25 protein-coding genes and 1 pseudogene are annotated in these 22,614 nt (G+C 42.1%); 15 read left to right on the top strand and 11 right to left on the bottom strand.

What is annotated here, in order from left to right:
• The first annotated feature begins 142 nt into the window (after positions 1–142).
• On the top strand, positions 143–526 hold the full coding sequence (locus JWG44_RS09125; RefSeq protein WP_205274632.1) for a hypothetical protein: 384 nt from the start codon (positions 143–145) through the stop codon (positions 524–526).
• Between the two features lie 420 nt (positions 527–946).
• On the opposite strand, the gene JWG44_RS09120 is transcribed toward JWG44_RS09125, so the two are convergent.
• Complete coding sequence (locus tag JWG44_RS09120; RefSeq protein ID WP_205274631.1) at positions 947–2,272, bottom strand: thiolase family protein; 1,326 nt, start codon at positions 2,270–2,272, stop codon at positions 947–949.
• A gap of 44 nt (positions 2,273–2,316) precedes the next feature.
• A complete protein-coding gene (locus tag JWG44_RS09115) occupies positions 2,317–3,177 on the bottom strand; it encodes an acyl-CoA thioesterase (RefSeq protein WP_205274630.1) in 861 nt (286 codons plus the stop codon).
• Positions 3,178–3,430: 253 nt separating this feature from the next.
• Here JWG44_RS09115 and JWG44_RS09110 point away from each other — a divergent pair, with 253 nt between their 5' ends.
• From JWG44_RS09110 to JWG44_RS09100, 3 genes are all read left to right on the top strand, one after another.
• Complete coding sequence (locus JWG44_RS09110; protein WP_205274629.1) at positions 3,431–4,045, top strand: TetR/AcrR family transcriptional regulator; 615 nt, start codon at positions 3,431–3,433, stop codon at positions 4,043–4,045.
• A 178-nt stretch (positions 4,046–4,223) separates the two neighbouring features.
• Positions 4,224–4,619 (top strand): peptide-methionine (R)-S-oxide reductase MsrB, encoded by a 396-nt coding sequence (gene msrB, locus JWG44_RS09105; protein WP_205274645.1) that lies wholly within the window; start codon positions 4,224–4,226, stop codon positions 4,617–4,619.
• Between the two features lie 126 nt (positions 4,620–4,745).
• Positions 4,746–5,645 (top strand): esterase/lipase family protein, encoded by a 900-nt coding sequence (locus JWG44_RS09100; protein ID WP_205274628.1) that lies wholly within the window; start codon positions 4,746–4,748, stop codon positions 5,643–5,645.
• Positions 5,646–6,091: 446 nt separating this feature from the next.
• Here the strand turns inward: JWG44_RS09100 and JWG44_RS09095 are convergent, their stop codons facing one another.
• Positions 6,092–6,352 carry an RNA recognition motif domain-containing protein gene (locus JWG44_RS09095; protein ID WP_069606220.1) on the bottom strand — a complete coding sequence of 87 codons (261 nt, stop codon included), beginning with the start codon at positions 6,350–6,352 and terminating at the stop codon, positions 6,092–6,094.
• Between the two features lie 33 nt (positions 6,353–6,385).
• Positions 6,386–6,566, bottom strand: a pseudogene (locus JWG44_RS09090) (hypothetical protein); the annotation flags it as partial.
• A gap of 35 nt (positions 6,567–6,601) precedes the next feature.
• Here JWG44_RS09090 and JWG44_RS09085 point away from each other — a divergent pair.
• Positions 6,602–7,150, top strand: coding sequence for a GNAT family N-acetyltransferase (locus tag JWG44_RS09085; RefSeq protein WP_205274627.1), 549 nt, complete (start codon positions 6,602–6,604; stop codon positions 7,148–7,150).
• A gap of 172 nt (positions 7,151–7,322) precedes the next feature.
• A complete protein-coding gene (locus JWG44_RS09080; protein ID WP_205274626.1) occupies positions 7,323–8,417 on the top strand; it encodes a fatty acid desaturase in 1,095 nt (364 codons plus the stop codon).
• A 364-nt stretch (positions 8,418–8,781) separates the two neighbouring features.
• Here JWG44_RS09080 and JWG44_RS09075 read toward each other — a convergent pair whose 3' ends face one another.
• Positions 8,782–9,219, bottom strand: a complete 438-nt coding sequence (locus JWG44_RS09075) for a DUF1801 domain-containing protein (protein ID WP_205274625.1) — start codon at positions 9,217–9,219, stop codon at positions 8,782–8,784.
• Between the two features lie 255 nt (positions 9,220–9,474).
• On the opposite strand from JWG44_RS09075, the gene JWG44_RS09070 reads away from it, so the two are divergent.
• Entirely contained in the window at positions 9,475–9,936 is a 462-nt protein-coding gene (locus tag JWG44_RS09070; protein ID WP_205274624.1) for a GNAT family N-acetyltransferase, read from the top strand.
• A gap of 7 nt (positions 9,937–9,943) precedes the next feature.
• On the opposite strand, the gene JWG44_RS09065 is transcribed toward JWG44_RS09070, so the two are convergent.
• Positions 9,944–10,531 carry a TetR/AcrR family transcriptional regulator gene (locus JWG44_RS09065; RefSeq protein WP_205274623.1) on the bottom strand — a complete coding sequence of 196 codons (588 nt, stop codon included), beginning with the start codon at positions 10,529–10,531 and terminating at the stop codon, positions 9,944–9,946.
• A 379-nt stretch (positions 10,532–10,910) separates the two neighbouring features.
• Here JWG44_RS09065 and JWG44_RS09060 point away from each other — a divergent pair, with 379 nt between their 5' ends.
• Positions 10,911–11,348 carry an acyl-CoA thioesterase gene (locus tag JWG44_RS09060; protein WP_205274622.1) on the top strand — a complete coding sequence of 146 codons (438 nt, stop codon included), beginning with the start codon at positions 10,911–10,913 and terminating at the stop codon, positions 11,346–11,348.
• Between the two features lie 153 nt (positions 11,349–11,501).
• Here JWG44_RS09060 and JWG44_RS09055 read toward each other — a convergent pair whose 3' ends face one another.
• A complete protein-coding gene (locus JWG44_RS09055) occupies positions 11,502–12,131 on the bottom strand; it encodes a zinc finger Ran-binding domain-containing protein (RefSeq protein WP_205274647.1) in 630 nt (209 codons plus the stop codon).
• A 150-nt stretch (positions 12,132–12,281) separates the two neighbouring features.
• On the opposite strand from JWG44_RS09055, the gene JWG44_RS09050 reads away from it, so the two are divergent.
• Positions 12,282–13,091: an LIC13305 family lipoprotein gene (locus JWG44_RS09050; RefSeq protein WP_205274621.1), complete on the top strand. Its 810-nt coding sequence runs from the start codon at positions 12,282–12,284 to the stop codon at positions 13,089–13,091.
• Between the two features lie 151 nt (positions 13,092–13,242).
• On the opposite strand, the gene JWG44_RS09045 is transcribed toward JWG44_RS09050, so the two are convergent.
• Positions 13,243–14,133: a LysR family transcriptional regulator gene (locus JWG44_RS09045; RefSeq protein WP_205274620.1), complete on the bottom strand. Its 891-nt coding sequence runs from the start codon at positions 14,131–14,133 to the stop codon at positions 13,243–13,245.
• Positions 14,134–14,232: 99 nt separating this feature from the next.
• On the opposite strand from JWG44_RS09045, the gene leuC reads away from it, so the two are divergent.
• The 4 genes from leuC to JWG44_RS09025 all read left to right on the top strand — a co-directional run bounded on the left by leuC (position 14,233) and on the right by JWG44_RS09025 (position 18,602).
• Complete coding sequence (gene leuC / locus JWG44_RS09040) at positions 14,233–15,645, top strand: 3-isopropylmalate dehydratase large subunit (protein WP_205274619.1); 1,413 nt, start codon at positions 14,233–14,235, stop codon at positions 15,643–15,645.
• Positions 15,642–16,235: a 3-isopropylmalate dehydratase small subunit gene (gene leuD / locus JWG44_RS09035; RefSeq protein WP_205274618.1), complete on the top strand. Its 594-nt coding sequence runs from the start codon at positions 15,642–15,644 to the stop codon at positions 16,233–16,235. The genes leuC and leuD overlap by 4 nt, the downstream gene beginning before the upstream one ends.
• Positions 16,236–16,549: 314 nt before the next feature.
• Complete coding sequence (lpxD, locus tag JWG44_RS09030; RefSeq protein ID WP_205274617.1) at positions 16,550–17,563, top strand: UDP-3-O-(3-hydroxymyristoyl)glucosamine N-acyltransferase; 1,014 nt, start codon at positions 16,550–16,552, stop codon at positions 17,561–17,563.
• 133 nt (positions 17,564–17,696) lie between these two features.
• On the top strand, positions 17,697–18,602 hold the full coding sequence (locus JWG44_RS09025) for a DMT family transporter (protein WP_205274616.1): 906 nt from the start codon (positions 17,697–17,699) through the stop codon (positions 18,600–18,602).
• 489 nt (positions 18,603–19,091) lie between these two features.
• Here JWG44_RS09025 and JWG44_RS09020 read toward each other — a convergent pair whose 3' ends face one another.
• Both JWG44_RS09020 and JWG44_RS09015 read right to left on the bottom strand, forming a co-directional pair.
• Complete coding sequence (locus JWG44_RS09020) at positions 19,092–19,313, bottom strand: hypothetical protein (protein WP_069609078.1); 222 nt, start codon at positions 19,311–19,313, stop codon at positions 19,092–19,094.
• 56 nt (positions 19,314–19,369) lie between these two features.
• On the bottom strand, positions 19,370–19,978 hold the full coding sequence (locus tag JWG44_RS09015) for a tetratricopeptide repeat protein (RefSeq protein WP_232371571.1): 609 nt from the start codon (positions 19,976–19,978) through the stop codon (positions 19,370–19,372).
• A 243-nt stretch (positions 19,979–20,221) separates the two neighbouring features.
• Here JWG44_RS09015 and JWG44_RS09010 point away from each other — a divergent pair, with 243 nt between their 5' ends.
• Entirely contained in the window at positions 20,222–20,830 is a 609-nt protein-coding gene (locus tag JWG44_RS09010) for a hypothetical protein (RefSeq protein WP_205274643.1), read from the top strand.
• A 173-nt stretch (positions 20,831–21,003) separates the two neighbouring features.
• Positions 21,004–21,621, top strand: coding sequence for a hypothetical protein (locus tag JWG44_RS09005; protein ID WP_205274615.1), 618 nt, complete (start codon positions 21,004–21,006; stop codon positions 21,619–21,621).
• On the opposite strand, the gene JWG44_RS09000 is transcribed toward JWG44_RS09005, so the two are convergent.
• Entirely contained in the window at positions 21,618–22,520 is a 903-nt protein-coding gene (locus JWG44_RS09000; RefSeq protein ID WP_205274614.1) for a LysR family transcriptional regulator, read from the bottom strand. The genes JWG44_RS09005 and JWG44_RS09000 overlap by 4 nt on opposite strands.
• Between the last annotated feature and the right edge of the window lie 94 nt (positions 22,521–22,614).

Here is a 22,614-nt window from a genome sequence, read left to right as displayed (position 1 = left end):
TCGAGCCCATCGAGGATGGTCTCTGGAAGATCTTCTTCAGCTTTGTAACAATCGGTTACTTCAACGAACACACGAAGGAAGTAACAAGGACTTTAAAAGTGTAACCCATGTCTCTGGTCTAAAGTGTTACCTATGTCCCAGGATGTACAAAATTTTGGGCGGAGGGGCGGGTGGTGGGAGGCTCCGGGTGACTTTGCTCTATCACAGAATTAAAACTTTGCAAGGAATATTCTCTCTCAGAGCTTTCGTAGGAACTCCTATAAAAATTTTGATTGGGATCGCCCTGATTCGAAATCGCCTTTTTAACTTGTGTGTAAGGTTATGCTATCAGGGCGGGGTCGCGAGTTTTACAGAAGAGTCCGTCGGAGTTCCGACGATTCTTTTTGAGAATCGAGCCGCTAATAAAAAAGGCTTTTCGGAACGGGATTTTAGTGTTTCCTTTTCGATGGAAAGAATCTCTTCGATCCAAAAGCCTATCTCGAAACCTTTAATAACCCCCACTTACAACGCTCATTCCATTCCTTAAGAATAAAAATGGGAGTTCCCGCAAAATTTCATCCGTAGGGATTTATCATCCTTCTAATAGACTTGTTTGCTGATAGATTTTGATTGGAGTTCCTACAGTTTGAGGCTTTTGGAGAAGACCCAAAGAATCTCTCGAAATTGAATTCTTTATTTCTCAAAAAGTCACTTCGGTCTAAACGAATTCCGCATCGTATTCGATCGAAATATATTTTCAAAAAAATTCTTTTTGGAGAAACTCGTTCGAAGAATGGCATAGAAGAAAGGAAGAATAAAACTCTTCGCGTTGTTCACTCGAGTAACCGAGGAAAAACCTGACAAAATTCTATAAAAAAAGCCCCGATCGCTCGGGGCTTTTTTTATTCTTCCATTTTGAAAGAATTTCGACAAAGGTTTGAGTAGTTTATAAAATTCTAAACTAAGATCAACCTTTGTATCTTTCGATCAACATGGATCCTGCGATTCCACCGTGAGCACAAGCAGTGATCACAACTTTGTTCGCGGACGGATCTTCTTTTAAATCCATGATCGCGTTTGCGATCAAACGGATTCCTGTGGCGCCAAACGGGTGACCGATCGCGATGGATCCTCCGTTCGGATTGATCTTCTTAGCGTCGAAAGATTTTTCCCAATCCCAACCGGTGTCCATTTTGATTTGTTCCAGAGCTCCAACCGCGGTTGCGGCGAACGCTTCGTGAATTTCTACGTAGTCGATGTCTTGGATTTTAAGACCGACGTCCGCAAGAAGAGCTTCGGTAGCCGCCGCTTGTCCGATTCCCATGTTGTTTGGATGAACGCCTTTCATGCTCCAACCGGAAACAACGGCTTCGATCGTAAGACCGAGTTCTTTTGCTTTTTCAACGGTTGTAACGATCACACCCGCCGCTCCATCGGAACGAGGGCTTGCGTTGAAGATGGAAACGGTAGGGCCGTGGGATTTTTTCAAATCTTTAGCATACTTCGTTTTAAATTCTTCGAATTTCATTCCGGGGTTATCGAACATCAGCATCGCGCGTCCCATACGAGTCGGGTTTTCCACAAGACCTTCACGGAGTCCGACCGCTTCGTCTATCGCGAGTTCGTTCCCGTCTTCGTCTTTCATTGGAATGATGTAAGGAGCGTATCTTCCTGCTTTAGAAGCTTCTAATGCTCTTTTGAAAGATTCGAAAGCGAGTTTATCTTGAATTTCACGAGAAAGTCCGTAGTTTTGCGCTACGATCTCTGCGGTAACTTGCATACCGTAAGAGGTCTCTCCGTCTCCGAGTCCGTCTTCCAGAGTGTCTCTCAGTTCCACACCTTCGGGAAGATTGTCCGGAAGAAGTTTTTTCAACTTATCCAGAGATCCTGCTTTTTTGTTTAAACGAGCGTTCTTCACGATAAAAGGCATAGAAGTTTGAGATTCTTCGCCGATCGCGAGGAACACTTCACCTTCACCGAGAACGATTCTTCGTGCCGCTTCCGCAACCGCTTCCATTCCGGAAACACAGTTGTTTGCAACGGTGATACATGCGATTTCGTCTCTCATTCCGACGAGATTTGCGATCACTCTTGCTGAGTTCGGTGCGTTGCTGAATCCTTCTCCGACTACAACTCCGTCGATTTGAGACGGTTTCAGTTTGCTTTTAGCGAGAATATCTTCTGCGACTATTTTTCCCAGGTGGTGTCCTGGGTATGGTCCGAGCGCTTTCGCGATCTGAGCAAAAGGAGTTCTTCTTGGTGTACAAATAGCCAATGGCTTTGCTAATTTCATTTTCTTTCTCCAGACTTCAAATTCTTAATCAATCAATCCTATATTCATTTTTGAGAATATTCATAATTCTCAACATACTCCCCGACTAACTTTTGGAATTCTTCGGGGGCTTTTCTCGGTCTCGATTTCGAAAGTGAGACGACCAATTGTTCGTCCTGCACGGCGAAATACCGCAAACCGGTTTCCACATCTGTGACCTCGTGTCTCATATAACTCCGGATCTTTTCAAAAGAATGGATCCAAGTGCTTACCCGAACTTTTCTCCCCGCGGGAACGGGGTGGAAGAATCGAAAAACTCCTCCCATAAAAAACATCGTAGTGTCCATTTCCACAAAACGATCCAAGGTCAGGCCGGTTTTGGTGGAAAAAAACCATCGAGAATCTTCGACGATTCTCCAGAGATAGGCGGGGTTATATTCCCCGAAAATATTTCTCTCGCTGTAAAGGGTGATCAACTCCGTGTCCACAGTCTTACATGTCCCTTTAAAATCGGGGATCTCCGGAAACTGATCAAAACCCGAAATGTCCGCTTTTTCGCCGCGAAGGAGATCGATCGGTTTGCCGTCTTTGTCCGAAACTGTGAGAGTTTTGATTTCTGCCGCAGGAGTTCCCGATTCGGAATAAACTTTTTGATCCCAGAAAATTTTCCCGTCTTTCAAAGGAAAAGCCTTTGTTTCCGTTTTGAGATCGGCTCCTTCCATTTGTTGAGCTAAAAATCGAATCTGAGATTCGAGAGGATGGATCGCAATCCCTTGAGACAGGATCTCCCTCAAAGAAAAACCGTTTTTTTCCAGGGCGCGAAATCTGCCTTCAAGACAGAAATTCTCATAAGTCCTGCTGGTCACGTGTCTCTGAGTATCCAGGTCGGAAATGCGAGTCACGAGTTGAATTTCATCGGTGATCATTTCGTCCCTCCCTTTTTCTTTGTCGGAGAATCTGACCCTATTTCGCGACCCATAGGGAGCGAAATTGCATTCATCTCCGCGTGCCTTTTGAAAGAATCTGACCCTAGTTTAGACCGGCCCAAAATTTGATCAAACAAAAAAATACAGAACGTTCGTTCTGTTTTTTTATAGAAGGCTTTTCAAAGTCATTGACAGGAGTTTTTTCGAGTGAGAAAATAGTTTTGTAAGAATTTTGGAATTTATAAGTTTAAATATGAAAGCTCAATCGCGTAAAAAGAAAGAATCGGGAATCGGCGTTCGGGAAAGAATTTTAGATACTGCGACTTCTCTTTTTTACAAACAAGGGTTTTCCAATACCGGAATGAGACAGATAATTCAAGAGTCCAATTCCGTAGCCGCAAGTCTCTACGATCATTATCCATCCAAAAAAGAATTGGGTCTGGCTTATTTGGCGAAACAGGAAGAAAAGACTCTCAGCGATCTTCAAGGTTTGATGGACCGTTATCCCGATATGGCGGAATTCTTAAGAGCTTGGGTGATCCTGAAAGAAAAACAAATTCGTCACGGAGAATTCTTCGGTTGTCCGTTTGCGGGATTTGCAAGTCAGGTGATGGACGCCGATCCGGAATATACCGAATTCTTAAAAGACATCGTCACAAAATGGACGAGAATGATCAGCGATTATCTGCAGAAGGCGATCGGTTCGGGTCAACTCAAACGAAGTATGGACATTCAATACGTCGCGAGAAGAATGTTGATGGCTTATCACGGTTCGGTGACGATGTGGAGAATGACCCTCGAACTTCGTTATATCCGAGAGATGGAAGATTCCCTCCGAGAAATCGTGGAAGAATACCGAATTCTTTAAAGAATTTTGAATTCTATTTTTGCGAAAACCGATTTCGATCAGTAACCAGTCCAAGAATCAGAACGAATCTCCGTGTATGGAAAAGAAAATTCTAATAACGCTCGTTTCTGTGTTATTGATAATCACGAATTGCGCTCCGGTGGACGGAGACGACAAAAACAAAAAGAAAGGAGGAAAGATGAAATACGAAGTGAACAAATCGGAAGATGAATGGAAAAAGGAACTTACTCCTGAGCAATATAAAATTCTAAGACAAAAGGGAACCGAAATGGCCTTTACCGGAGCCCTTTATAACAATCACGATAAGGGGACTTACCTTTGCGCAGCGTGCGGGGCCGCACTGTTCTCATCCGAAACAAAATACGAATCCGGATCGGGTTGGCCTTCCTTCTATCAACCTGCAAAAGAAGAAGCCGTTGAAAAAGAAACCGATTCCAGTCACGGGATGACGAGAACGGAAGTTGTTTGTGCAAAATGCGGAGGACATCTCGGACACGTTTTTCCGGACGGACCAAGACCCACCGGACTCAGGTATTGTATCAATTCCGCTTCTTTGAAGTTTAAGAAAGAATAAGAATCTTTCGATTTCCGGGACGGTCGCCGATGCCGACCCGGAAAAATTCCCCCTCCCGTTTTTTGATTTTCAGCAGTGGCGAAGGGTAAAATAATACCTAAAACCGGAATCCACCGGGAGCAACTCATGAATGATCATCTCGCTTACGTATCCGATAATCGTTTAGTCCGCAATCCTATTCTTCAATTTTTAGCGGAGAAATGGTATACGATTCTTTATCTTTGGCACGCGATCCTGGGAATTTTTACGGAATTGGAGGATTCTCCCGAAGGAGATAAACGTCCGGTGGTTTTGGTTCCCGGATTTTTAGGAAGAACTCTTTCTTGGGAGTCGATGCGTAAACATCTGATCGAGAATGGACATCCCGTTTTTGTAATACCTCTCGGATTTCAAATGGGAAACATCCGGAAAAAGAGCCAGATTTTGGAAGATTACCTGGTTCAAAAGGATATCAAAGATTGTTATATCGTCGGACACTCGATGGGAGGTTTGATCGCATCCGGTCTTACTTACAAAGGAAGAGATCGAGTAAAAAAAATCTTTATCGCGGGAACTCCCGTTCATGGAACCTATCTCGCTTATATCGCTCCGATCTTTATCTGCACTTGGCAGATGATGCCGGGATCGAAGTTTATCCAAGAGGCGGTGGAAATTTTCGAGAAGTTGCCTAACGTACAATCCGTCTTTACTAAAAAAGACCAGATCATCATTCCTTCTGAGAATTCTCGTCTTGGACATTTCGACGACGTGGAACTTCCGGAAGCTGGACATCTCAATTTGTTTATGGGCCCGCTCGGGATCGAATGTCTTTTTGATCTCATCACGGCGGAGGAGAATAAGGATCCAAAACCCGTTCTTAAAAAAGCAGAAACTGTAAAACAGGAATCGGAGAATCGTCGTTCGGCGACCGTTAAAAAGACAAAAGTCGCTTCGAAAAAGAAAACCGTTTCTAAGAAGAAGTCCGTTGTGAAGAAGAAGTCCGTTGTGAAGAAGAAATCTCCGGTTAAGAAAAAGAAGAGATCGTGAAGTTTATTTTTCGGCTTAGGATGGAAATCCGAATCCGAAATTTATCGAATCTCCGATAGGAAAAATTGGAGATTCGAGGAAATCGGCAAAACAAATTGCTGATTCTAGTTTTTCCTTATAGCCCTGAATAAAAACTTTAAATCCGGAAGTTTAAAGCCTGTCCCAAAACCTCAATCATAATAAGTGGTAACAGTCGGTAGGCACGTAATAAGACGCGGGAATTTCCACAGATTATCGTTCCGTAAGCGATCTATAAACTTTTTTGCGAACCTATTTGTGGTTAAATTTTTATTGGAGTTCCTACATTTTTGAGATTTTGGAACAAACTCTCAAAAAAGACAGAACGAAGAGGATCCATTCTCCCCTAAAAAATAAAAAAGCCGCCTTCGAAGTTTGCACCTCGCGAGACGGCTATAAAAGGTATTTAAAAATTATAAATTTCTAAATTAGAATCTGTCGTTTTTAGGTTTTGCAACGTTCACTTTTAAGTTACGTGCAAGAACGTTTTTTCCGTCCAGATCTTTGATTGCTTTGTCGGCTTCGTCTTTGTTCGGCATTTCAACGAAAGCAAATCCTTTTGATTTTCCGGAATACTGATCAGTGATGATCTTAACAGAATTAACTGCTCCGTGTGCTCCGAAAAGTTCGTTTAACTTTCCTTCGGTGATGTCGTAAGACAGGTTTCCTACATAAATGTTAACAGACATATTTTTCCTCGTGTCGTTATGAATTAGATCAAGTTATCTTGATTTAAAAACAGCATTTTCCCGGTATGTTGGGAGGTAGAAAAATTTTAGAGATGCAGGACTTAAAAAGAAGAGCAAACTTTAAGATAGGACTACGTTCAGAAGTTAGAAAATCGATTGAATAACTGGAATTCTATGTCCATACTATCGGCAGAATTTTCTTTGGCAATACTAATTTCTTAAACTTTAATATTTGTTAGGGGAGTTCGCGTGAAATTCGAGTCGGAAAGGTTGATTTTTCGGGAATGGGAAGGGAAAGATCTGGATCCATTTGTCCAAATGAGCTCAGATCCGATTGTCATGAAATACTTTCCTTCGCTTCTTTCAAAGGAAGAATCCGAACGATGGATTGCAAAAATTCAAAATCATTTTGAAACGTTCGGCTACGGACTTTGGGTTTTGGAAACAAAACACAATCGAGAATTTCTCGGATTTACGGGATTTATGAACGTAACTTTTTCTTCCTTTTTTACGCCCGCAGTCGAGATCGGTTGGAGATTGCATTCTTCCTTTTGGAACCGCGGTTATGCGACGGAAGCCGCGATTGTTTGTCTGCGATACGGTTTTTCAGTCCTGAAATTTCCGGAAATCGTTTCTTTTACGTCCGTTCTCAACGAAAAGTCTATCTCCGTAATGAAACGGATCGGATTGAAGGAAGTCGGTTTTTTCGCGCACCCCAATCTTCCGAAAGATCATATTCTATCCAAACACGTTCTCTATAAAATGACGGATTCCGAATTCCTACAAAATCGAAACTAATTTGATGAAATCCTTTGATTTTGGATAAGAATCCGGATTCTCCCCTTACCAAACTTTCTATTTTCCCATTAAAAAAATTTCCCTCTACGGCTTATTTTTTTCTTGCCAAGATTCTTTTCTTTAGCTAACGTTGTTCACTAGTAAGTTAACGCCGTTCATTAAGGAGAACGTTATGGAAGTGAAAACTAACTCTTCATCATCGCCGAGGGAAACTCTCGGAGCCGTTCGAGAAACTCTCTCGGAGGCAACTTTCGAAAATCCCGCTTACAAAGGGATCGGTTATTTTTTCAGAGATTTGTTCTTTTTCGGACTCGTTGTGGTTCTTCTCTGGAACGTAAACACTTGGTATCTTCTTCCTTTTCTTTGGATTTTTGCGGGAATGACGATCGCCGCTTTATTCGTCGTCGGTCACGATTGCGCGCACGAGGCCCTTTTCAAAAACAAATACCTTCGTTATTGGATCGGTCAGATCGCGATGTTGCCTTCTTTGCACGCTTACAATCAGTGGGCTTACGGACACAATCGAATCCACCACGGTCACACGATCAAAAGAGGCGGGGATTTCGTATGGCATCCCGCGACCGCCGAAGAATATTCTAAATTTGGAATATTCAAAAAAATGATGCACCGTTTTTTCTGGTCTTCCTGGGGCGGAGGTTTTTATTATCTGGTTGAAGTCTGGTTAAAAGGTATGGTTTTATTTACCGCGCCTTTAAAAGAGGCCGGAAGAGACAAATGGATCATGCTTTCTTTTGCGTTTATTTCATCCGGTTTAGTATTCTATTTTGGCGGTTCGGCCACGGAAGGGGTTTTCGATGCGGGCGCCGGATTTTGGATGTTTACAAAAGTATGTTTGGTTCCTTTTATCGCTTGGAATTATTTTATGGGAATCACCGTTTATGTTCACCATATTCATTCCGAAATTCCCTGGAAGACAAAAGACGAATGGACTCCTTATTACGGACAGATGAAAGGGACTATCAACTATCATATCAACCCGATTATGAATTTTTTCTTTCACAATATTTTCATTCATATGCCGCATCACGTTCATATGAAAATTCCTTTTTACAATCTTACCCGCGCCTTGAACGAGATCAAAGCGGTTTACGGCGAGAATGTTCAGGAAAGAGATACGATTTTCGGCGATTATTTCAAATCAACTTCTCGTTGTAAGGTGATCGATTCCGAAACCGGAAAATGGATGACCTACAAGGAAGCGCGCAATTCGGTCGAAAACGAAGAATTGGAAGTAAGTCCCGCCTAAAATGTTATTTTAGAATTTTATGAACTTCTTGAGAAGATAAGAACCTCTCCCAAAGCCGGGAGTGGTTCTTGCAACTCGGTTTTTCAGATAAAATTGATCGCAACCCTGCTCACAATTTGGGAAGTTATTTAGAATCAAGATGATCTCAATCGGAATTTTTGTAGGAGTTCCTACAAAAGCTCCGAAAGAGAATATTCCTTGCAAAATTATGATTTTGTGATATAGGAAAGTTTCCCGCTGTTTTCCGCCTCCCGCCCTCCACCCGAAAATCGGGCGGGGCGCGCGACTTTCATAGAGGATCGTCGTTGTTACGACAGATTTTTCTTAAAATTCGACTTCTCAAAAAAAAAATGAGAAACTCGAATCATTCGTATCGTCGACGGTCTTTTTTCTTTTTATCCAGGTGATAGGTAAGGGCCATGGAAATACAAACGCTCAGTTCTTTGGTAGGAATCGGATCCTTTGCGTTCAATAGAATGCATCGGTTTCCTTCGAATTGAATTTTTTTCGGAAAAAGTTCTCGAAACGTTTCGACAAGATTGGTCTGACAGTGAAAGAAAAGTGCGTAGAGATTCTCCTCCGAAGGAACTCGATCGACACGAATCGTACTTCCACTTTTTGTTTCGGGCGTAAGATAGCTTGGTTGTCCCCACTTCAAGGTTTCTTCCAGGACTCCGACTCCTTCGGTCGCCTTTGCGATCTGGAAGATCAATTCTCTCACACTCAATAATTTTTCCCGGATCTCTTTAGGATAGGTCCGAAAGACTTCTGCGACGTTTGGATTTTTAAAGTTTTGGGCCATCTGGTTTGGGGTATGCGATTTACGTTATTTGAAATAAGAAGCCGTCCAAAACGGGGAAACCAAGAGTTTGGTATTTCCGATAGAATCCACTCGAATTATTGGACAGGATTTACGTATCTTCCTTTGTTGTGTAAGCCGTTTTTCAAATCGTTTTCAAAGGTCAAAAAAAATCTATCATTTAAGAATCTAAGAATCCGAAATCGGTTGATTCCTGCCTCAAAGAAGAAAACTTGAATCCATTTCCGTCAAAACAAAATGAATCTTAAAATTACAAAAATCGATCCGAACTCTACGGAACTTCCCTGGAATTTACTTCTTTCCGCCGATCCTTCCGAAGAACTTGTGAAAGAATATTTGAAACGAGGAATTTGTTACGTTGCCGCCTTGGAAACGGAAACGGTCGGAATTTACGTATTGATTTACACTCGGCCGGAAACATTGGAGTTGGTCAACATAGCCGTCGATGAAAAATTTCAGGGAAAGGGAATCGGCAAAACTTTGGTTCTGCATGCGATTTCAAAGGCGAAAGAATTGAAGATGAAAGTTCTGGAAGTTGGAACCGGAAATTCAAGTCTTTCTCAATTGGCCCTCTATCAGAAATGCGGATTTAGAATTTCAGGAGTGGATAAGGATTTTTTTTCGAAACACTATCCGGAACCGATCTACGAAAATGGAATCTTGTGCACGGACATGATTCGAATGAGTTTGGATCTTTGACGGAAGATTAGGATTCTTCCAATCGGAGCAATTCCGTTTCCAAACGGTCTATAAACTTTCTATTTCCAGTGACCCCGTAGAGTTGCATCGCACCCTGGTATAAGAATAATACTTTTTCTGAATATTCGATCGCGGCTTTTGAATCCAGGTTTTTCTTTTTTTGCCAGACTGGCTGCATAAAATAGGAACCAAAGCTGCGATTCCAGCGATCCAGAGACTCGATAACCCTTTTTCTCAAATCGGGTTCATCGTGGGTTTGATTTGAAAAATTGGCGAGAGGACATCCAAAACGATACGTAGACTTTAATCCTCTTTTTAAAAATCGTATCCAAGAGAGAACAAAGTCTTTGTACTTCGGATATTTTTTCATCATTACTTCCGCTAATCCGATAATTTCATCTTCTTGAAAATCGACGTAACTGAGACCAAGATCCTTTTTGGAGGGAAAGTAACGGTATAAACTTTTTTTAAAAGCGCCCGCTTCGTTTAGGATTTCATTGATCCCTGTATTTGTATAACCTCTTTCATAAAAGAGTTTTACCGTAGCTTTCAGAATGCGATCTTTTGTTTGATCGGGTTTTGTTAAAGTTTTCATGATTTTTCTATTATTCCTAGGATTAAAATTGAACGATTTTCACGTTGCAATACGAGAATTTTTCAGATTTCCCTCATTCTTTCTCGAATCGGATTCTTAAAAAGCGGCTTTATTCTATTACGCGAATTTATTCTTTGAATTTCAAAAAATCCTAATTCTCATTAAATTCTTTTTTCGAAAAGTTGTCCTGCTGTTTCCAACGGCTTTTTTCCTTCGGCGACGTTTTTTGGATATTTCCGCATTGATCAAACGGAGGAGTTCGTTCCGGAAAAATCCGGTTTTTAATATATTTAGAATCGTAAAATGGTAGACAAATTTGTCTACCATTTTATAGAGTAGTTAAATGGTAGAACGATCGGTCTACCATTGGGAGGATTTTATGAATACCCTAGAAAAAGAGCAAGTTAACGAAAAACCGATAAAACTTTTTTCTCATATCTTAAAAGTTCGTTGGGTGGATTTGGACGAGAACGGACACGTAAACAACGGAATCTATCAGAGTTATTTTGACGAGGCGAGAAGAGCCGCTTTTGAGGACGCAGGATTTGATATGAACGATCTTCGAAAACGTCAGGTCGGTCCCGTGATCTTGAGAGCGGAATTGGATTACAAAGCGGAGTTAAAGTATCCGGAAAACGTAAAACTTACGACTCGATTTGAGCCGCACAAAGGAAGTCGTGTTCTCGTTGTTCAAGACCTTTATAGGGAGTCGGACGGGGCCTTGGTCTGTTCCGCAAAATTTCACGGACTATTTATGGATTTTAGCAGAATGCGTCCTTACAAGGTAACTGACGAAGAGGTAAGTAGGCTCGCTTGATCTAAAATTAGTTCCACATCAGAAAAGCTGATCGAGATTTTCTTTTCTAAGAATTAGGTTTTGATTTTGTAAGTCAAGACCTCTATGAAAATCGAAAAACAACGGATCACTTTGGAAGCGTCGACTTTAGACGATCGAAGAAAATTCTAATGTTTACTCCTTTGATCGTTGGCGGCTCAAAAGGCGGGCTTGAACTAAGAGAAGTATTCCCGCGATGAGAAGATATTCCGTAAATCGAATTCCTAAAATTGCGGGAAGTTGAATGCGAGAGATTTCTTTTCCGCTCGTATCAAAACAGGAAAATGCCTGGGTCATATCGGTTCTTCCGGGCAAAGGATGACTTATTTGTACCGACCTTTGTATCGTCGCCGAACTCGGACAAAGATATCGAAACGGAAAGTTGTATAAATAATTTCCGGGCTGATCCAAGGACATACCCATGATCGAAAAGAAGACGATAAAGACAGCTTTTGCGGGCGGTCCAAATTGAGATCGGATCGCGGACCTGGCTCCGAAATATCCGCCAATCAACAAGAGCGAACCTGCAAATCCTTCCAAATGGGAAATGGCCGCGATAAACAAAATCGGAGTCAGAATCACCGCAGCTAAACCGAGAAGGATGATTAGGATCCAACCAAAAGTGCCTAACGTTGTGATTCTTTGGAAAATCGTAACGGAAGAATCCGTCGTTTTAACGTCTGCTCCTTTTGTGTTTCCGCACTGAGCGCAGTTTTGCAAGTCGATCGGATTTTTATAATCGCAATGATGGCAGATCCATTTCATAAATTTATTTTGCGGGAACTCCATTTTAACTTTCTAAAAAGGACGGCAAGACCTTTTCTCGCATGGATTTGAGTTCGAAGGGGCTTCTTATAAATATCTCAAGTTATCAATTGCACTCAATTTTCAAACCCATATCTGTTTAACAAAAGTATGAATCAAAGAATTGTTACTACGATCCTGACGTTGTTCTTATTTGCAGCCTGTGCCCATGAAAAAGAAACGATCGATGAATCCTTTTTATTCTTACTTTTACCCCAACCGGATCGAGCGGAAAATTACGATCGTGACGTGGAGATTGTTACACACAGGGAAATGTCCGGTCCTATTACTTGCGACGCGACTTACTCACAAGCGGATATTGATCATTACAAAGTAATTCTTCAGGCTCAAATCGCGAAATACCCGAGAGGCTACTGGATCAAAAGTAAGGTTGAACGGGTGATACTTTGCTCAAATTTAGCCGTAGGCGGTTTGACAATCGGAGGAACAATGGATCCTTTTACTAACAGCATTTATATGAATGTAATTGCTGGCGTTGCGACAGGGACGTTGGACGATTATATTAATAGGTCGATCAACCATGAAATGACTCACAACTTTGATTTCGCATTGCGCGGGATGCTCATGGGCGTTCATTCCGATTGGGTTGCATTCAATACGGTCGGCTATGCGGCAAGTGTCGATTGGTCTTCGCCAGCATTACTTCAGTTTAATAATCCAGTTCCAGGTTTTGTGACAACATACGCGACGTCGAATGTAGCGGAAGATTATGCTGAGATAAAATCGGGTCTGATGGGGCCTCAGTCCAATTACAATCAGCTGATTCAAATTTGCCAAACGGATCCGGTGGTAGCCGCAAAAGTGAAACTGATGATTTCAGATATGAAGAATTTCTGGCCTTTCCCCGGAGCAGACGGGACATACTGGAAAATCAGGATTGAGACGACTTCTTGTCCTTAATGTGGTTTTGTCTATTTCGATATCCTTACAAGTCGAAAGCAATTTTCAGTACGGATTCGAATCCCGTATTTTGGACCTTGAAAGGATTTTCGGAATTGTTTGAATAAAAAGCACATACATTAAAATATTATGTATTTCTAAATTTACTCTTCTATACAAAGGAATTAAAACGGCTTTTTGCCTCCCGAACCAATTCTTCCGCCAATTTTGACAATCCGGGACGAATCGACTTTTTATGACAAAGAAAAAATTTTCTTTCGGCGATCAATTCCGAAATCGGAATCATCCTGAGTTTGGGTGAAATACTATATTCGGATAAGAATCCGATTCCTAACCCCGCTTCGACACTTTTGATCACGGACTCCACACTTCGGAGTTCCATTCCGATTTTAGGTCGAAATTCTTTTCCCAAAACTCGGATCTTCTTTTCCACCGCCTTACGAATCGCGGAAGCCGGATGAAAGAAAACGAAAGATTCTTCCTTTATGTCTTTGACCGTTTGTTTTTTCCTTTGGAAGATCGGATGAGTTTTTACGGCAACCGGAACGATTCTATCGGATAAAAATTCTCTCGAAATCAAACCGGGTTCGTTTACCGGACCTGTGAGAATTCCTAAATCGACTTCGTTTAATAAAATTGCTTCTTTTGTTTCAAGGGAGTCTCCCTCTCTTACAGATAAGACCAAATCAGGATGTTCCTTTTTTATTTTTTTAAGAATTTCCGGAAGAATCCACGCAGACACGGTTCCGCCCGCGGAGATGGAAAATTCTCCGGAGAGTTCGTTTCCTGTTTTTTTCATCCCTGATCTTAATTCTTCCCACAACTCCCTCATTCTGAGGGCGTAACCTAAGAAAATTTCTCCTTCATGAGTAAGCCTGACTTGTCTTGGCCCTCTTTCGAATACGAGATAGCCCAATTCTTTTTCTAAAAGAAAAATTTGGCGTGAGAGCGCCGGTTGTGTTAAACCTAGCTTGGAGGCTGCCTTTTGAAATGTGCCGGCGTCGCGAATTTCCAGAAAGTATCTTAGCTGTCTAAATTCCATTCGGTTTTCAATGTATAACTTTTAGTTATAATGTCAATCAATCCTATTTATTTGCATTATGGTTTAGTCTCTGTTATGGTTTATTTATCGGAGGGAATTATGACCGGTAAAACTTTGTATGATAAGATCTGGGATTCCAGGGTTCTTGCGCGCGACGGAGAGGAAGATATTCTTTATGTGGACCGACATCTCCTTCACGAAGTGACTTCGCCTCAGGCTTTCACGGCGCTGAAGGAAAAGGCGAGGACCGTAAGGAAAAGGGAAAGAACGCTCGCGATCATGGATCACAACGTTTCTACTAGGAACCGTGAATGGGACGGAGCGGGCCCAGTTTCCCAAAAACAAATGGAACTTCTTGTAGAAAACTGTAAAACTTTTGAAATCGAGCTTTTGGATATCAATCACCCGGATCAGGGAGTTGTCCACGTAGTCGGTCCGGAGATCGGACTTACGTTACCCGGAACAGTAATTGTATGCGGGGATTCGCATACGTCCACACACGGAGCGTTCGGCGCTTTCGCGCTTGGAATCGGAACCAGCGAAATAGAACACGTTCTGGCTACTCAAACGATTCGTCTAAAAAAATCAAAAAATCTTCTGGTACAAGTGATTGGGAAACCGGCTCCCGATGTGAGTGCAAAAGATTTGGCTCTTTTTCTGATAGGGAAAATCGGAACGAATGGAGGACAAGGTTACGTAATCGAATACGCGGGTGAAACGATTCGAAACTTGTCTATGGAAGGAAGGATGACTCTCTGTAATCTTTGTATTGAAGCCGGTGCAAGAGCGGGGTTGATCGCTCCGGATCAAACGACTTTCGACTATTTAAAGGGAAAAGACCGTTCTCCAAAAGGAGAAGAATATAATAGAAAAGTTGAATATTGGAAAACTCTAAAATCCGATTCCAATGCGGTCTTTGACAAAACCGTAGTATTGAATGCAAGTGAAGTTTCACCTATGGTAACTTGGGGAACCAATCCGGGACAGGTAGTTCCGGTGAACTCCGTTGTTCCGGATCCCGATTCTTTTGAGGATCCGGAGGCAAAAGCCGCAGCAAAACGATCCTTGGAATATATGGATCTGAAAGCGGGACAAACGATGAATTCCGTCAGAATCGATAAGGTTTTTATCGGTTCTTGTACGAATGCGCGTATAGAGGATATCAGAAAGGCCGCGAAGGTCGCTCTGGGTAAAAGAGTTTCGTCTAACGTGCAGGCGATCGTTGTTCCTGGATCCGGAAGGGTAAAACGGCAAGCGGAAGAAGAAGGTCTGGATCGAGTCCTGCTCGACGCAGGTTTTGAATGGAGATTACCGGGATGTTCCATGTGTCTCGGTATGAACGATGATTTTTTGAAACCGGGAGAACGTTCGGCTTCCACTTCCAACAGAAACTTCGAAGGAAGACAGGGAAGGGGAGGAAGAACCCATCTGGTCAGTCCGGAAAGCGCTGTAGTCGCGGCGGTCTTGGGGAGATTGGGAACGGTCTCCGAATTGCAGGAGGAAAAAGTATGAGTCAATCTTGGAAAAATCATAAAGGAATAGCGGTTCCTCTTTATCAAAAGGACATCGACACGGATCAAATTCTTCCGAAACAATTTATGAAGAAGGTAGAGCGTACCGGTTTCGGGAAACATCTTTTTCACAATTGGAGATATTTGGATGAAGACGGATTGGAAGAGAATCCCGATTTTGTATTCAATCAAAGTCGTTATCGGAACGCCTCGATACTCGTTACGGGGGAGAATTTTGGATGCGGTTCCAGCAGAGAACACGCGCCTTGGTCTCTTTCCGATTTTGGATTCCGTGCAATCGTCGCGCCTTCTTTTGCGGATATCTTTTTCGGTAATTGCGCCAAAAACGGAATCGCCTTGATTCGACTGTCGCTTAAGGAAGTGGAAGAAATTCTCACGTATGTGAATGAGAACGAAGGAGCCGAAATTTTTGTCGATTTAGTAACGTTAGTCCTCGTTGCCGGAACAAAAGAGTATCATTTTACTCTTTCAGAGTCCTTGGTCGAACGAATCACAAATGGATGGGACGACATCGACCTTACGATGAAGTTCTTATCAAAAATTAAAGAATTCGAATCATCGCTCGTCTGAAAATTTAATTTTTCTTTTCCGCTCGATCGTTTCTCAGGCGATGGAGCGTTTTTGTTTTCTGAGAAGGATCATTCCGGAAAAACTTTTTTAGAAAAGGAAAATCATTTTAAAAAAAAAGATCCGACCAGCGTTCAAACTTTTATTCTAAAGATAATGAACGGTGTCCGGTTTGAAGAAAGTTCAAAAATATCGTTTTATAAAAACACTCTTCGAGTGACTTTTATTATTCTATAATCGAGAATCGTTTATTTACAAATTAGGAAATCTAAAAAACGAGTTGAGTCCTTTTTTTAGATCGTAAAAATTTGCTTATCATGAAAGCCAAAGATTTAGCGAAAACCCTCGGGTTGGATTTAAAGGGAAACGGCGAGCAGGAAATTATCGGTGTCGGCGATATCGAAAATCATTCCCATGTTCAAGCGAATAAAATTTACTATTTCGAAGCGAAGAAGTATTTCAGCTCGAATCCAAAAGCGAAGCAGGTTCAAATTGCTCTTACGATTCCCCTCTTAGCCTCCGAATTTCCTTCGGCGCTGGTTGTACCCGAAGGCCAAGCAAGATTAAAATTTATCGAGTTACTTTCCCTTTTCGAGAAAAAGCCGAAAACAACACCTACGATTTCGACTAAGGCGAGCATTCATCCGAGCGCTAAGATCGGTAAGAATGTTACGATCATGGATTTTGCGGTGATCCAAGAAAACGTGGAAATCGGAGACGATTGTCAAATTTCTCCAAATGTCGTGATCGAAAGCGGCGCCAAGATCGGGGAAGGAACGATTCTAAAATCCGGAGTGATCGTCGCGTATGATTGTATTTTAGGAAAACATAATTTGATTCATCCGAATACGGTAATCGGAGCGGATGGTTTCGGTTTCTATGACAAAGGCGGGGTTCGTTACAAAGTTCCGCAGATCGGGACTTCCGTCATCGGAGACTATGTGGAAATGGGTGCGTGTTGTACGGTGGATCGCGCTACGATCGAGACTACTTCCGTCGGGAATCATACGAAGTTTGACGATCACGTTCATATTGCTCACAATTGTAGAGTTGGGAATTATGTTTTTATTGCCGGTGGAACGGTTCTTGCCGGTTCGGTTACTCTGGAAGACGGTGTGATCATGGGAGGTCAGGCTGCGGTTGCAGAAGGGGTTACGATGAAGAAAGGTTCCATTCTTATGGGAATGTCCGGACTAACGGAAGACAGCAACGAAAAAGTCGCCTATTTCGGAATTCCCGCAAAACCCGCGTTAGAGATGCATCGAATTCATTCTTCTATGGCAAAGTTACCCGAGCTCGTAAAAGAACATAGAAATCGAACCCGGGGTTGATTCCTTTTTTTTGAATTGAAAACGATCCTTGTTCTTCCAAGAGAAGGATCGGTTTTGATAAAAGCGCGAATTCCGAAGTAAGGATTGTATCTGATTTTCGATTTCCGAGATTGGTAAAAGGGGCTACTCCTTTATGCAATCCAAGACTAGCGCAAAATTTTATTTTTTATTAGTGATCTCTATGATCTCCTGGGGTTTTGCTTGGCCTTCGGCCAAATTGATCGTTGCAGATTATCACCCGAACGTAATCATCTTTTGGAGATTTTTGGCGACCGCCGTTTCCCTTTTGCCCATAGTAATTTGGAGAAAGGAATCCTTTCGTCTGCCGGATAATCGGACTTTTTTTCAAGTCGCTATCGGTGGAGTTCTTTATACGATCTACAACCAATTCTTTTTTTTGGGTCTGAACAACGGTCTCGCCGGAGCCGGGGGGGTTCTTGTTACGACGATGAATCCGATTTTCACCTATGTGCTCGTTCACTCGTTTCAGAAAAAACTACCCGCGGGAAGAGAGGCGATCGGTCTGATTCTCGGATTGATCGGCGGTTGTATTCTACTTCAGATTTGGAATTTGAATTGGCACTCCTTGTTTCAATCGGGAAATATTTTCTTTCTTCTTTGCGCGTTTAGCTGGGCCTTATTGAGTATGAACAGTCATAGCACGGGTCAAAATATTTCACCGCTTGTTTATAGTTTTTATGTTTTTTCGATCGGAACGGCTCTGGATTTTTTTCTCGCGATCCCTTACGGGGTAACAAACGCTCTTTACGCAGGTTTCGGTTTTTGGATTCAGATCTTGTATCTGGCCGTAATTTCGACGACGTTCGGGACGACGGTTTATTTTTTCGCTTCTTCGAAGTTGGGTTCGAGAGTTGCGAGTTCCTTTATATTTTTGGTTCCGGTCACTGCTCTTTTGGGGAGTTGGATTTTTTTGGGTGAAATCCCGAGTTTTACCACGACGATCGGAGGATTTTTTGCTGTGCTGGCGGTCTTTCTTTTGAATCGGAGTAAACCGGAAGAGAAAAAAGTCAAAACTTGAAGTCCCGCCGATCGGAAAAATTTCAAAAGAATCAAATACTAAAAATAAAAATACGGATTCTTTCCACTTTTGCGCGAGGTTTTTACCGAAATGGAAATCGAGTCCATTGAGAGTTTTTCCCGGAACCTTAAAAATGTAGGAACTCCAATGAAGAAGTAACCGACAACAAGTTTGTTAAACGGTTTAAAGGGCCTTTTCTGGGACGAAATTTGTGGGAGCTCTCACGTTTTTATTACGGTGTTGACCGAATGTTAGAAACGATTTCTTGCGAGGTTTCGGACAAACTCTTATTAAAAAACTCGATTTTTAAAAATTTGAATTTCTAAGATTCGAAAGGCCGGAATTCAACCCGGGATCGTTTTTGGAAAGCCAGGATTTTCGTTCGATTTTTGATCGGGATAAGAATTCAAAACCGGATTTTTCTAAGTAATTAATAAAAACTTAAATTATAAAAATTGAATTCTTTTAAAACGTGGCGCCGGAAAAATTTCAACCCCAGCGGCTTTGGTAATAATGATTTCCGGAAGGAGCGATTTCGAAACCTTCCGGGTGTTCGACGACAAGACTGGATTCTTTTAGATCTTCCAGATGAGGTCTGAGTTGATAGGCGGATTTCGCGGTGTTGATTTCCAAATCTCCCATCGTTATCATTCTTCCGGATTGGGAAGCGTGATAGATATCCTGAAAAATTTGAGTTGAGAGCGGATTCATAACAAAAAAAGCCATCCTTATCTTTCAAGTCGGATTCTTCCATTGTCAAAACGTTTTTATTTTTCCACGCAGAAACTCGAGTATTTTTTCAACGAATCTTCGGCTTGAATCGCAGAATCGATATCTCCCAGCAAACGGTAGATTTCGATCACGGTACGAACGCTGATCACGGCTTGGCAATTTTGCCCGATTCTAAATTGGGCGATGGATTTCAGATACAATGTCAGAGCGTATTCCTTATCTTCCCTTTCTCCCAATCGATCTTGGATCTTCAGCGATTGTTCGTAGAATCGAATGGCGGTTTTATAATCCCGAAGTTTATGTTTAATGGCGCCTAACGTTCTTAGTCTGATCGCGGATTGTTTTAGGTTTTCAGGAGAATACCGGTTCCATTCTTCTTCCAGTCTAAGAATTTCCGGTTTGGCGAAGTTTTCATCGGCGGAAAAGTTGACTTCGCTTTTTTGTTCCGCGGAAAACTGAATTTTAGATGCGGACTTTATTTCTTTACGGATGGAATTCTCCTTTTTTTGTTTTTGAATTTCGGATTCTTCCATTGAATCCTCGAAATAAACGATTCGATTTTCGGACTTTTTAGAGAAGAGAGGTTCTTCGAAAAGAGCTAATAGAAGAATGAGAAAGGAAATCCTTTTTGTGTTCGGTTTCATCTTACAAATTAGAATGCAGGATCGGGGGAGAATTTCAAGAGTCCGGTTTCATTTCTGCGTTAGCGATTGCAAAGCGATGTTAAGAATGTATTAGAATTCGTCTTTTTCTTTGCGGATAGATTTCTTGGATTCGAAACCGGTATTCTTTCCTTATTTTCTGTATTAGTTTTTTTATATAATCCGTCTATTTTCCCAAGAAAAAGAATGGAAAAGGAATCTTCTTTAGTGGATAATCGTGAACCTATGCGCAAAAAGAACCACATGCCTGAAACAAGAAATCCGACCGAACTCGTGGAATTTCTTTCCAAAGAAATGGAAAACCCCGCGTTTGACGAATGGCTTTCCGAGCTTGCCGATAAGGCGATCGAAAACGATAAGTTTGTCTGGAGTTTTTTATATCAGGTAATGAGGGACGCGGATTCCGGAAGACTTTCCTGGGGTTATCACAAAAGATTTCTTTCCGGCGTCGTTCAAATTCTTTCCAGAGTCGGGGATAGTCGCGCTTATCGCGCCATCATCAATTACGTAAAATCCTTGGACCGACAGATTCCGATCGGCGCCTTGGAATTGATCACCGATTTGCTTCCTTCATTTGCGGAAGTGGACGCGGATGAAATTTTAAAAATCGCTTCCCTTTCGGATCCTCTTAAATCCGCGTTCGGAATTCTCGCCCTATTTCAATTGATCGTTCAAGACAAACTTCCCGCGGATCGTGTGGAAGAAGTAAAGGTCTTTCTCAAAAATTATAAGAACTACGCTTATTATTTGGAGTCCGTTATCGAACAAGCGCTGGATCATTTGGAAAAAGACGATTCCAATATTCTTACTTTTTTTGAAGGGATCGCGGTCTAAAGACCGCCCGTTTCGCATTTCCCTACTTTGATAAAGATAAGAATCGGGTCTTTCCGAAGTCTCGGTTCTTTTTTTATTTCCTCGAAACTCCTCTGTCGTTTAAAAAGAATTAGACCTTTTTTCGAGTTTGCGTTATTCTTTGCAAAATCAACAAAGAATATTAGGAGATTAGAATGAACATCGTATTGAAGGGGATTCAATTTTTAAACCGATTTTCGATCCTGTATCGAATCGGCGGTGTGGGCTTGAGCGCCTTCGTCATTTTGGGAATCGCCGTTCCCGACATGAAGTTTCATTCCGCAAAAAAAAATAAGACCGAATTCACATTTGCCGAATTCGTTTCTACACCTGCGGATCAAATTCCGAGATATATCAAGATCAAAGACGGAGTGGTTCCCGCAAACAACTACGTGATCTCGACAAAAAAAGATCGGCTCCAACACATCACCTATCCGGTCGCGACTCTTGACAAAGCCGGATCGAAACACGTCAAAGTGATCGTTAAGGATAGCGCCGTGACTCAGGAAGAACTCGACAACGGAACTTATTTTTCTTCACCCGCCTTTGCGATCGAAGGAAGATTTAACGATACTTCCCTGGATAGCGAATCCGAGAAAATTTATAAGGACATGGGATACGTTTTGGATTCGCCGATCTATTTGATCGAAAGGGGAAGCGAACCCTTGGGATTTTTTCCCGCCTTGGGTCTTGCGATCGCGGCCTTTGTTTTTGGAATTTTTGTCGCGGCTTCTTTGTTACCCGAATCCGTTTTAAGAAAAATATTTCCTTAAGAACCGCCGATCTTTCCCGGAAAAATTTTGGATTCTAAGAATTCTCCAAATCGGAGAACTCGTTTTGGCGGTTTTTCCCCGGACGGGAAGAGAAGACAGACGGAGGCCTCGGTTTTCCAATGAAAACTTGGAAAGATTCTTTTAATTTTTCCGGATTCGATCTGTTCTTCCACGTCCCAGATGGAACGAAAAAGAATTCCGGATCCGCCTCTCGCGATAAATTCTGCGAGAAAGGATCCGTTGTTCGAGCGGATTCCTCTATCACTCGATAATTCGGAGATTGTCTTTTTTAATTCGGGAATTCTTACATTTGCTTGTTCGTCTACGAAAAGGATCGGATGTTTTTCCAAATCGGCAAGACGAGAGGGAGTTCCTACTTTTTCCAAGTAATTCGGAGAGGCTACCGCGACGATCCGGTTCGGTAAGAGCAACTTACAACGTTCTCCTCGAATCGGTTTCATAATTCGAATTCCAAGATCGAAACGTTCTTCGATCAGGTTGAACTTTTCATTTCCGAAAACGACTTCCAACTGAATTTCGGGATGCTGGTTTCGAAACTCCGCGAGAATGGGCGGCAAAACCCGAGTCGCGAAGGGGGCAGGGGCCGTGATTCTAATTTTCCCTTTGAGTTCTTTTTCAAAGACCGCTTCTTTTTCGGCGTTTCGGAGTTCCGTCAAAATTCTTTCAGCCCGAAGTCGAAATCGAGTTCCCGCCTCCGTCAGTCGGATCGTCCTTGTGGTTCTTTCAAAAAGTGTCACCTTGAGAGCCCTTTCCAACCTCGAGATTCTTTTGCTGATCGTCGGAAGGGAGGATCCGGTTTTTCTCGCGGCCTTCGCAAAATTGCCCTCAACACAAACGGCTTCGAACAACTCTAAATCCAAAATACTCTCAATATTCATTCTTTCCATTTTAGAAAGAATCTCTTTCAAATTCAAGCCATTGTGGAAAGAATCGTTGTAGTTTAGAATTCTTTCAAAATCAATTGGAGAATGT

The sequence above is a fragment of the Leptospira ainazelensis genome, assembly GCF_016918785.1.
Lineage (GTDB): Bacteria > Spirochaetota > Leptospiria > Leptospirales > Leptospiraceae > Leptospira > Leptospira ainazelensis.
This window is presented reverse-complemented; position numbering and strand designations above follow the sequence as displayed.

What these genes read in the sequence shown, in the direction of transcription:
- lpxD (WP_205274617.1), top strand. Translation starts at nt 16,550, where the DNA reads ATGAAAGCCAAAGATTTAGCGAAAACCCTCGGGTTGGATTTAAAGGGA.
- JWG44_RS09055 (WP_205274647.1), bottom strand. Translation starts at nt 12,131, where the DNA reads ATGAAATGGATCTGCCATCATTGCGATTATAAAAATCCGATCGACTTG.
- JWG44_RS09070 (WP_205274624.1), top strand. Translation starts at nt 9,475, where the DNA reads ATGAATCTTAAAATTACAAAAATCGATCCGAACTCTACGGAACTTCCC.
- JWG44_RS09060 (WP_205274622.1), top strand. Translation starts at nt 10,911, where the DNA reads ATGAATACCCTAGAAAAAGAGCAAGTTAACGAAAAACCGATAAAACTT.
- JWG44_RS09125 (WP_205274632.1), top strand. Translation starts at nt 143, where the DNA reads ATGTACAAAATTTTGGGCGGAGGGGCGGGTGGTGGGAGGCTCCGGGTG.
- JWG44_RS09010 (WP_205274643.1), top strand. Translation starts at nt 20,222, where the DNA reads ATGCGCAAAAAGAACCACATGCCTGAAACAAGAAATCCGACCGAACTC.
- leuD (WP_205274618.1), top strand. Translation starts at nt 15,642, where the DNA reads ATGAGTCAATCTTGGAAAAATCATAAAGGAATAGCGGTTCCTCTTTAT.
- JWG44_RS09045 (WP_205274620.1), bottom strand. Translation starts at nt 14,133, where the DNA reads ATGGAATTTAGACAGCTAAGATACTTTCTGGAAATTCGCGACGCCGGC.
- JWG44_RS09025 (WP_205274616.1), top strand. Translation starts at nt 17,697, where the DNA reads ATGCAATCCAAGACTAGCGCAAAATTTTATTTTTTATTAGTGATCTCT.
- JWG44_RS09120 (WP_205274631.1), bottom strand. Translation starts at nt 2,272, where the DNA reads ATGAAATTAGCAAAGCCATTGGCTATTTGTACACCAAGAAGAACTCCT.
- JWG44_RS09000 (WP_205274614.1), bottom strand. Translation starts at nt 22,520, where the DNA reads ATGAATATTGAGAGTATTTTGGATTTAGAGTTGTTCGAAGCCGTTTGT.
- JWG44_RS09005 (WP_205274615.1), top strand. Translation starts at nt 21,004, where the DNA reads ATGAACATCGTATTGAAGGGGATTCAATTTTTAAACCGATTTTCGATC.
- JWG44_RS09110 (WP_205274629.1), top strand. Translation starts at nt 3,431, where the DNA reads ATGAAAGCTCAATCGCGTAAAAAGAAAGAATCGGGAATCGGCGTTCGG.
- JWG44_RS09075 (WP_205274625.1), bottom strand. Translation starts at nt 9,219, where the DNA reads ATGGCCCAAAACTTTAAAAATCCAAACGTCGCAGAAGTCTTTCGGACC.
- JWG44_RS09100 (WP_205274628.1), top strand. Translation starts at nt 4,746, where the DNA reads ATGAATGATCATCTCGCTTACGTATCCGATAATCGTTTAGTCCGCAAT.
- JWG44_RS09050 (WP_205274621.1), top strand. Translation starts at nt 12,282, where the DNA reads ATGAATCAAAGAATTGTTACTACGATCCTGACGTTGTTCTTATTTGCA.
- leuC (WP_205274619.1), top strand. Translation starts at nt 14,233, where the DNA reads ATGACCGGTAAAACTTTGTATGATAAGATCTGGGATTCCAGGGTTCTT.
- JWG44_RS09020 (WP_069609078.1), bottom strand. Translation starts at nt 19,313, where the DNA reads ATGAATCCGCTCTCAACTCAAATTTTTCAGGATATCTATCACGCTTCC.
- JWG44_RS09065 (WP_205274623.1), bottom strand. Translation starts at nt 10,531, where the DNA reads ATGAAAACTTTAACAAAACCCGATCAAACAAAAGATCGCATTCTGAAA.
- JWG44_RS09080 (WP_205274626.1), top strand. Translation starts at nt 7,323, where the DNA reads ATGGAAGTGAAAACTAACTCTTCATCATCGCCGAGGGAAACTCTCGGA.
- JWG44_RS09115 (WP_205274630.1), bottom strand. Translation starts at nt 3,177, where the DNA reads ATGATCACCGATGAAATTCAACTCGTGACTCGCATTTCCGACCTGGAT.
- JWG44_RS09015 (WP_232371571.1), bottom strand. Translation starts at nt 19,978, where the DNA reads ATGAAACCGAACACAAAAAGGATTTCCTTTCTCATTCTTCTATTAGCT.
- JWG44_RS09095 (WP_069606220.1), bottom strand. Translation starts at nt 6,352, where the DNA reads ATGTCTGTTAACATTTATGTAGGAAACCTGTCTTACGACATCACCGAA.
- msrB (WP_205274645.1), top strand. Translation starts at nt 4,224, where the DNA reads ATGAAATACGAAGTGAACAAATCGGAAGATGAATGGAAAAAGGAACTT.